The organism is Streptomyces sp. 15-116A (genome assembly GCF_025290915.1).
In the GTDB taxonomy this organism is placed as follows: domain Bacteria; phylum Actinomycetota; class Actinomycetes; order Streptomycetales; family Streptomycetaceae; genus Streptomyces.
The window spans coordinates 1-7,335 of sequence record NZ_JAOCQE010000297.1 but is presented as its reverse complement, the minus strand read 5'-3'; the positions used below and the strand labels follow the sequence as shown (position 1 = coordinate 7,335).

The following is a 7,335-nucleotide window of genomic DNA, read 5'->3' as shown; positions in this document are numbered from 1 at the left end:
GGGCGCGGCCGGCCAGGCCGGTTCGGCGGGGCGCGCCGCGGGCGGGGGCGGCGGGTAGCCCCGGTCCGGCGGGCTCGGGGACGGCACCGAGCCGTTCATGGCGATGGTGGGCTGGTCCTGCGGCCGTGCGGGAACGGCGGACAGGTCGTATCCGCACGCACCGCAGAAACGATCACCCGACTCGAGGGGTTCCTCGCAACTCGGGCACTTCGACAGAGCGGCCTGCTGAGGCATCTGCGACATCAACTACACCCACGTCCGGGGGCGGTAACGGTTGGCACGTTCCACCAGGTCGATCCTCTCCTCACCGCTCCGCGCCAGCCGGGCCAGCACGCGGTACGAGCGCTCCAGACCGAAGCGCAGGCCCCGCTCGTCCAGCCCGCTGCCGAGCAGCGTCCGTCCCCCTGCGCGGGAGAGAACGGAACCCTGGCCCCCGGAGAGTACCCAGTCCAGCGCACAGCCGAGGACCTCGGCCGACAACTGCTCCCGGCGCGCCGGATCCAGGCCGTACGCCTCCAGGGCCTCCACCTGACCGGCGGCGGCGGTCAGATCGTCCAGGAACCGTACGTCACCGGGTGCGGCCGTGCGTCCCCGCAGCCGAGCCCGTACGGACGCCACGCGCGCGGCCGTGTAGTGGATGGACGCCTCCGGCACCGACTCCAGCGTCCGTACGGCACCGGTCCGGTCGCCGGTCGCCAGCTGGACGCGGGCGAGACCGAACGCCGCGCTCACATAACTCGGGTCGGTCGACCACACCAGGCGGTAGTACTCGGCGGCGTTGTCCAGCTGGCCCAGCACCTCCGCGCACAGGGCGAGCGCCAGCTTGGGCGCGATCTCGCCGGGGAAGGCGTCGTAGATCGCGTCGAAGGCCAGCGCGGCGGCCTCGTGATCGCCGGTGACCAGCGCGGCCACCCCGCGGTACCAGACCACCCGCCAGTCGTCCGGGTCCTGCTCCTCCAGCACGCGCAGCGCGTCCAGGGCGGTGCCCGACTCGCCGGTCTCCAGCCAGGCCCGGACCTGCCGCAGCCGGATCTCGGCCGACGGGGCGGGCGCGGCGGCGAGCGCGTTGATCAGCTCACCGGGAGCGGAGGTCAACAGGCCCGCCAGGAAACCCGCGTTGGGGTCGGAGGGGTCGACGTGCGGCACGGGCAGGGCGAGTGCGGCGGCGGGGGTGTTGACGGGGCGCACGAGGGCAGGGACGCCGGGGGGCGGCAGATGGGCGGGTCCGGGGCCGGGGGACGTGGGGCCTCCGGTGCCCGCCGGATACGGGGCTCCGGTGCCGGGGGCCACGGGAGCTCCCGTGCTCGCCGCATGCAGGGCTCCGGCGGCGGGCGCCAGTGCACCTCCGGTGCCCACCGCGTGCGGGGCTCCGCTGCCGAGTTGCCCGGGAACTCCCGTGCCGGTGAGGGGAGCAGAGGGAGCCGGGGCGGAGATGCCCAGCCTCAGGCCCCGTTTGCGGACCGGGAGCGGGCGGGCGCCCAGGGGCGAGACCTCGCCGTCCAGCGGCGGGAACAAGTCCGTGTCCGTCACGCGCAGTTCGGGGCCGAACAGCGTCGACAGCGCCGGACGCGCCCGGCCCGTCTGGAGGGAGACGACCTCGCGCAGCACGCCCGTCAGCTGCTCGCTCATCTCCTGCGCGGAGGCGAATCTGCGCGCCGGATCCGGGTCCGTGGCGCGGACCAGCAGCCGGTAGAACGACTCGTACTGCCGGAACACCTCGATGGTGTCCGGGTCGGGCAGCGAGTCCACGTAGACGTTGGTGTAGCCCTGGAAGTCGAACGTGAGTACGGCGAGCGTCCGGGCGACCGTGTACAGGTCGGACGCCACCGACGGCCCGGCCTCGGCGACCTCCGGCGCCTGGTAGCCGACCGTGCCGTAGATGGCCGACTCCTCGTCGTCCATCCGGCGCACCGCGCCCATGTCGATCAGCTTCAGCTGGTCCTCGGTCTGGATCGCGTTGTCGACCTTGAAGTCGCAGTACAGCAGGTTCCGGCTGTGCAGATGGCCGAGCGCCTCCAGCGCCTCGATGCCGTACGCGCAGGCCTGCTCCACCGGCAGGGGATCCCGTCTGCCCTCCGGTGTGCGGCGGGCGTTGGCGATCTCCTTCAGCGACTTGCCGCCGACGTACTCCATGACGATGTAGCCGTCGAGCGAGCCGGTGCGCTGGTCGAGGTGCTCCACGAAGTTGTAGATCCGCACGATGTTGGCGTGCTCGATCTCCGCGAGGAAGCGCCGCTCGGAGATCGCCGCCGCCATCGCGTCCTGGTCGCCGGTGTCCAGCAGGCCCTTGAGCACCACCCAGCGGTCCGCGACCGCCCGGTCCACCGCGAGGTAGATCCAGCCGAGGCCGCCGTGCGCCAGACAGCCGACCACCTCGTACTGGCCGCGCACCACGTCCCCGGCCTTCAGCTTCGGGACGAAGGAGTACGGGTGACCGCACTTGGTGCAGAAGCCCTCCGTGCGGCCCGGCCTGCCGCTGCGGGCGCGGCCCACCGGCGCACCGCACTCCGAACGCGAGCAGAACCGCTTCCGCTCCGGCACCTCCGGGTTGGCCAGCACCATCGTGCGCGGATCCGGGCGCGGGATCGGCGGCACCGAGACAAGCCCGGCACCGAGGCGCCCGCGGCCCGTGGAGCCGGCCGCGGAGCCGGAGCTGCGCACCGACACCGAGCGGCCCGTGCTGCGGCCCGACAGCGAGCGGGAGAGGCGTCCCGACACCGAGCGGCGGGACTTCGACGACTGCGACGACGTCCGCGAACTGCGGCTGCTGGCACGGGAGCTCCTGCTGCCCGACGAGCCGCGCGAGTCCTTGCCGCCCGCGGTGATGCCGGTCGGGGTCGAGGCGACCATGCCGCTCGACGACACGACCGGGGCGAGGCCGCAGGTGTCGCAGTACAGCTCCCCGCCGCCGACGTCCTCGTACGTGCCGTCGCAGCCGGGGCGCTGGCAGGCACGCGGCGACTGGCCCTGCGGCTCACTCTGCTGCGAGGTGTGCGCGGCGGCGCCGGCGGGCGCGTTCGGGGGTTCGGCCGGGGTGCCGGTCGTGGGTCCGGACGGGGGGCCGCTCTGGGGCGGGATCGGTGGGACCGGTGGGTGGTTCGCGGGCTCGCTCTGTTCGCCCTGCGGCGGGGCCGGTGGGTGGTTCGGTGGTTCGTTCGGTGGCTGGGTCGTCGTCATGGTGCCTCCCCCTCGTCGCTCATGCGCCGGACCCCCTCCGGTCCTCGGGACCGCCCTGGCCGGGCACCCGCCGGGCGGAGCCGAGGAGTTCGGCCGCCGCCTGCTGGTAGCGCAGCACGGCCTGCTCGGCGGCGCGCAGGTCACAGGGCGCGCTCCACAGCATGCGGCGCGCCTTCTCGTACCGCTCGACCAGCAGCGGATCCTCCGCCAGACCGTGCCGGGCCACCTTCGCCTTGTACGCGTCCAGCCGGCCGCGCAGCTCCGCGCGCACCGCCAGCGGCGCGGTGACCGCCGTCAGCGACTCGCGGGCGCGCAGCAGTTCGTCCTCCGCCTTCTGCTCCAGCGACTCCAGCAGCGGCGACAGCCGGTGCCACTGCGCGTGTCTGCGGTACTCCGCGGCCGTCGCCAGCTGCTCCTGCAGCACGGTCGGCGGACCACTGACCACCGGTACCTCCGTCGCGGCGATCTTCGCCAGCACCTCGCCGCGCGCCGTACGGGCCTCGGCGAGCGTGCGGTCGGCGCGGGAGAGCACGTCCCGCAGGCGCACGATGCGCTTCTCCGCGTCCTGCCGGACCGCCAGCACCGCGTCGATCTCCCGGCGCACGTCCTCCAGGGCGCGCGCCTCCCGGTCGTACACGGTGGTGTCGGGCTTCCCGCCGCCCGGTGCCGAACTGCCCTCGGCCGGCTGCCAGAACGCCAGCGGGTCCGACACGACCTCCTCGCGCAGCCGGGTCAGCGTGCGGGTGATGCGCTCCAGATCGTCGCCCGCCGGGTGCTCGCCGGGGCGCACGCCGACGGAGTGCGCCAGCTTGCGGGTGCGCTGGAGCTCTGCGGCCAGTAAATCTATCCGCGCCGGCAGCGCCGACCACACCGCGTCCGCGGCGACGACCACGTCCAGCGAGGACGCGTACAGCTCGTTCATGCGGTCCACGAGGGTGGACAGCGAGTAGCGCTCCGTGAGGCGGCTGCCCTGCGCCCCGTGCAGCGTCGGCGCGTTGGCGGTGGCCGCCGCCGAGCCCGCCACCGTGACCGACTCGCCGCGCAGCAGCTCCGTCAGCTCCGCCAGGTCCTCACGGCTGGACCAGCGGCGACGCGACCGGATCTCGCGGGCCGTGCGCAGCGCGTCCGTGTACGCGTCGAAGTACGTCCACAGCAGCGTGATCGCCGCCTCCGTGGACTTCCAGCGCTCCGCGGTGCGGCCGGTGAGCTCGGCGCCCTCCAGGAGTCTCCGGCCCGCGTGGTCCTGCAGGGCGAGGAGCGAGGTCTCGATCGCCTCGTGCTCGGCGCCGAGACGCGCCAGCGCACGGTCCACCTCGTCCCGGTCCATCACCGGCCCGGCGGGGTCCGTGTCGCCCATCGATCACCTCTCGTTGCGGGTTGGGTCCGGTTGGGGGTACGGGGCGAAGATCACTCAGCTCTTGCGCAAGTACTCCGGGACCGGTGGTTCCGACTTCGATGAATCCCCGACCAGTGTCGCCGACAACCACTTGTCGTACGACGCCTGCCAGCCGTTCTCCGTGTCCTTGCGGAAGTCCACCAGGATCTGGTTCACCCGGCGTACCAGATCGTCCGCGTCCTTCTTCATCGCCACGCCGTAGTACTCGGTCGTGAAGGCGTCGCCCTTGAGCTCCACCGTCGGGTCCTGCGCGGCCTGGCTCGCCGCGAGCGCCCCGTCGTTGACGACCGCGTCCACCTCACCGAGCTGGAGCCTCACCAGGCAGTCGAGTTGGTTGGGGACCGTGGTGGAGATGTCCGTGGACGCCGGGAGATCGCCCTTCTTCTTGTCCTCCTCCAGCTTCGCGTACGCCGTCGAACCCGTCGCCGTGCAGATCTCCTGGTTCGCGAGCGTCTCGTCGTACCCCTCGATCGGCGAGGACTTCGGCGCGAGGACCTGCTGGCCGGTCTTGAAGTACGGGGCGGAGAACGCCACTTCCTCCAGACGCGAGCAAGTGATCGTCATCGTGCGGACGACCAGGTCGACGCGGCCCTCCTGGATCGCCGGGATGCGCTGGTTCGTGGGGATCGCCTTGAACTGGACGGCGTCCGGGTCGCCGAGTATGTCCTCGGCGATGCGGCGCACCAAGTCGATGTCGAAGCCCTCGAGTTGGGCGCTGCCGCCGCTGTTGGGGTTGCGGTAGCCCCAGCGGTAGCTGTTCTGGTCCACGCCGACGATCAGTTTGCGCTTCTCGCCCTGGCGGTTCTTGATCTCCTCGATGGTGGGGCCGTCGGCGTCGGAGGGGGAGAGGGTCTGCTTCTCCGGGGCTGTGCAGTCTTCTGCGGCCTTTGCGTCCACTGCGGCTTTCGCGTCCGCCTGGGCCGCCGGTGTCGTGGTGGTGTTCACCGCCGAGCCCGTGCAGGTGAGCAGCAGCGCGAAGATCAGGGCCACGGCGCAGGCCGTCGCCATCGCGCCCACTCCGCCCCAGCCCCGCAGGCCGGCCCGTACCCGTCGTGCCTTCGTCATCACGCCCCCTCTCACCGGTACTCCGACAGCCTGCGGCCGATGCCGAGCACGGCGCCCAGCGCGCCGAGGACCGCCAGGACGGCCGCGCCCACCGGCAGGCCCGTCAGCGCGTCCCGGCCGTCGGTCGCCGCCCGCTTGAACTCGTTCTGCTCGTGCGCGAGCGCGGTGGCCAGGTTCGCGTCGACGCTGTCGAAGCACTCGCCGGTCGCGCCCTTCGCGCCGATCACCAGGTCCAGCGCCTGCTGGTAGTTGCCGTTCTCGTCCTGCTCGCGGGCCGCGTCGTGGCGCTTGTTCCACTCGGTCATGTTGCCGACCGCGGACGTCACCGGCTTCTCGCCTGTGTCGTCGTCCGCGAGCTGCTCCGCGCGGGCCAGGCCCTTGGCGAGCGTGTCCATGTTGCGTTCGAAGTCGTGGTCGTACGCGTCGACGGTCTCGTCGCCGATCTTCTTGGTCTCCGCCCCGCGGGCCACGAGGGTGAGGTTCTCGTTGCCCCGGGCCTTCAGGGAGGCGATGCGGGCGTCGTGCAGGACCTTGAGGGAGCGGACGCCGTGGTCGTGCGACTCGTTCAGGCCGGAGCGGGCGACGGTGTGGCCGACGAGCAGCCAGAGAAGGATGACGGTGGTGGTCGCGGTGGCCGCGACCAGGCCGTGGTTCAGGACGCGGTTGGTGCGCAGGTAGTTGCGCCGCTGGGCCCAGGCGAGGGCGGCGAGCGTGGCCGTGCCGAGGGCGATGGCGAGCCAGGGGTAGGGTGTCGCGCTCGCGTAGTCCTGCTGCAGGCGCTCGTTCTCCTTGGTGTAGAGGTCCTCCGCGGCCGGGAGCATGTCCTGCTGCATCTTCTCGTTGGCGTAGCGGAGGTAGGCGCCGCCGACCGGGAAGCCCTGGCGGTTGTACGTGCGGGCGCGTTCCACCAGGCCCTTGTACTCGGGGAGCAGGCGGTTGAGCTTGGTGATGATGGGGGTGGACGGGGAGTCCGGGTCGGCGTTGGCCGCGGCGTTGACGAGTTTGGCGGCGGCCGTGCGGATGTCCTTCTCGTAGCGGTCGCGGGAGGCGGCGGTCTCCTGACCGCCGGCCAGGAAGCCGCTGGACGCTGCGGTGTTCGCGTCCGCGAGGGAACGGTAGATGTCGGCGGCGTCGGAGCTGAGGGGCTGGCTGCTGGTGAGGACGGCGTCGGCGGCGGAGGCGCGGTCGGTGGTCTGCCAGGCGGTGACGGCGCCGAAGGTGAGGACGAGGGCGGCGAGGACGGCGCCGATGATGCGGAGGCGGCCGGGTTCTGTGGTGGCTGCTTGGCGTAGGCGGTCGGTGCCTTCCGCTAGCGCGGTGCGGCGGGGTGGTGCCGGTTCTGGTGCCGGTGTTTGTGGTGGCTCGCCGTTCCGTGTGTGTGTCAGTGTCACTTGACCTCCCCCATGGTCATCCGTCGCGGCAAGTATTGCCGCTGGGACTGACATCCGCACCTCCTCACGAATACGCCGGGGGGACGCTGTTCGGTTCCCGTGCCGTTGTGTGGGGGTGCGCGTCTTATGCCTGCGGCGCCACCGCGGCTCCGGTGGGGGCGCGAGTAGCGCCCACGGTGGGTGGGTGAGTCGGGGCCGGGTCGGTGGTGTCCGTCCTCGGTCTGGCGCGAAATAGGTCACTCAACGGAGTACGGGCGCGGACGCGCCAGCCGCTGCGGGCAGACACCACCGCCCCGTCCCCTCCCC

General features: G+C 72.4%; 5 protein-coding genes. All 5 read right to left on the bottom strand.

Going from position 1 to position 7,335, the window contains the following annotated elements:
* On the bottom strand, nucleotides 1–243 hold a 243-nt coding region (locus N4P33_RS30205; protein WP_260830127.1), incomplete at its 3' end, for a zinc ribbon domain-containing protein.
* A 3-nt stretch (nucleotides 244–246) separates the two neighbouring features.
* Nucleotides 247–3,177, bottom strand: a complete 2,931-nt coding sequence (locus tag N4P33_RS30200) for a serine/threonine-protein kinase (protein WP_260830126.1) — start codon at nucleotides 3,175–3,177, stop codon at nucleotides 247–249.
* 19 nt (nucleotides 3,178–3,196) lie between these two features.
* Nucleotides 3,197–4,534, bottom strand: a complete 1,338-nt coding sequence (locus N4P33_RS30195) for a hypothetical protein (protein WP_260830125.1) — start codon at nucleotides 4,532–4,534, stop codon at nucleotides 3,197–3,199.
* 54 nt (nucleotides 4,535–4,588) lie between these two features.
* Nucleotides 4,589–5,638: a glutamate ABC transporter substrate-binding protein gene (locus N4P33_RS30190; RefSeq protein ID WP_260830124.1), complete on the bottom strand. Its 1,050-nt coding sequence runs from the start codon at nucleotides 5,636–5,638 to the stop codon at nucleotides 4,589–4,591.
* A gap of 11 nt (nucleotides 5,639–5,649) precedes the next feature.
* Nucleotides 5,650–7,083 carry a hypothetical protein gene (locus tag N4P33_RS30185; protein ID WP_399030378.1) on the bottom strand — a complete coding sequence of 478 codons (1,434 nt, stop codon included), beginning with the start codon at nucleotides 7,081–7,083 and terminating at the stop codon, nucleotides 5,650–5,652.
* Nucleotides 7,084–7,335: the final 252 nt, after the last annotated feature.

What these genes read in the sequence shown, in the direction of transcription:
- N4P33_RS30185 (WP_399030378.1), bottom strand. Translation starts at nt 7,083, where the DNA reads ATGTCAGTCCCAGCGGCAATACTTGCCGCGACGGATGACCATGGGGGA.
- N4P33_RS30190 (WP_260830124.1), bottom strand. Translation starts at nt 5,638, where the DNA reads ATGACGAAGGCACGACGGGTACGGGCCGGCCTGCGGGGCTGGGGCGGA.
- N4P33_RS30195 (WP_260830125.1), bottom strand. Translation starts at nt 4,534, where the DNA reads ATGGGCGACACGGACCCCGCCGGGCCGGTGATGGACCGGGACGAGGTG.
- N4P33_RS30200 (WP_260830126.1), bottom strand. Translation starts at nt 3,177, where the DNA reads ATGACGACGACCCAGCCACCGAACGAACCACCGAACCACCCACCGGCC.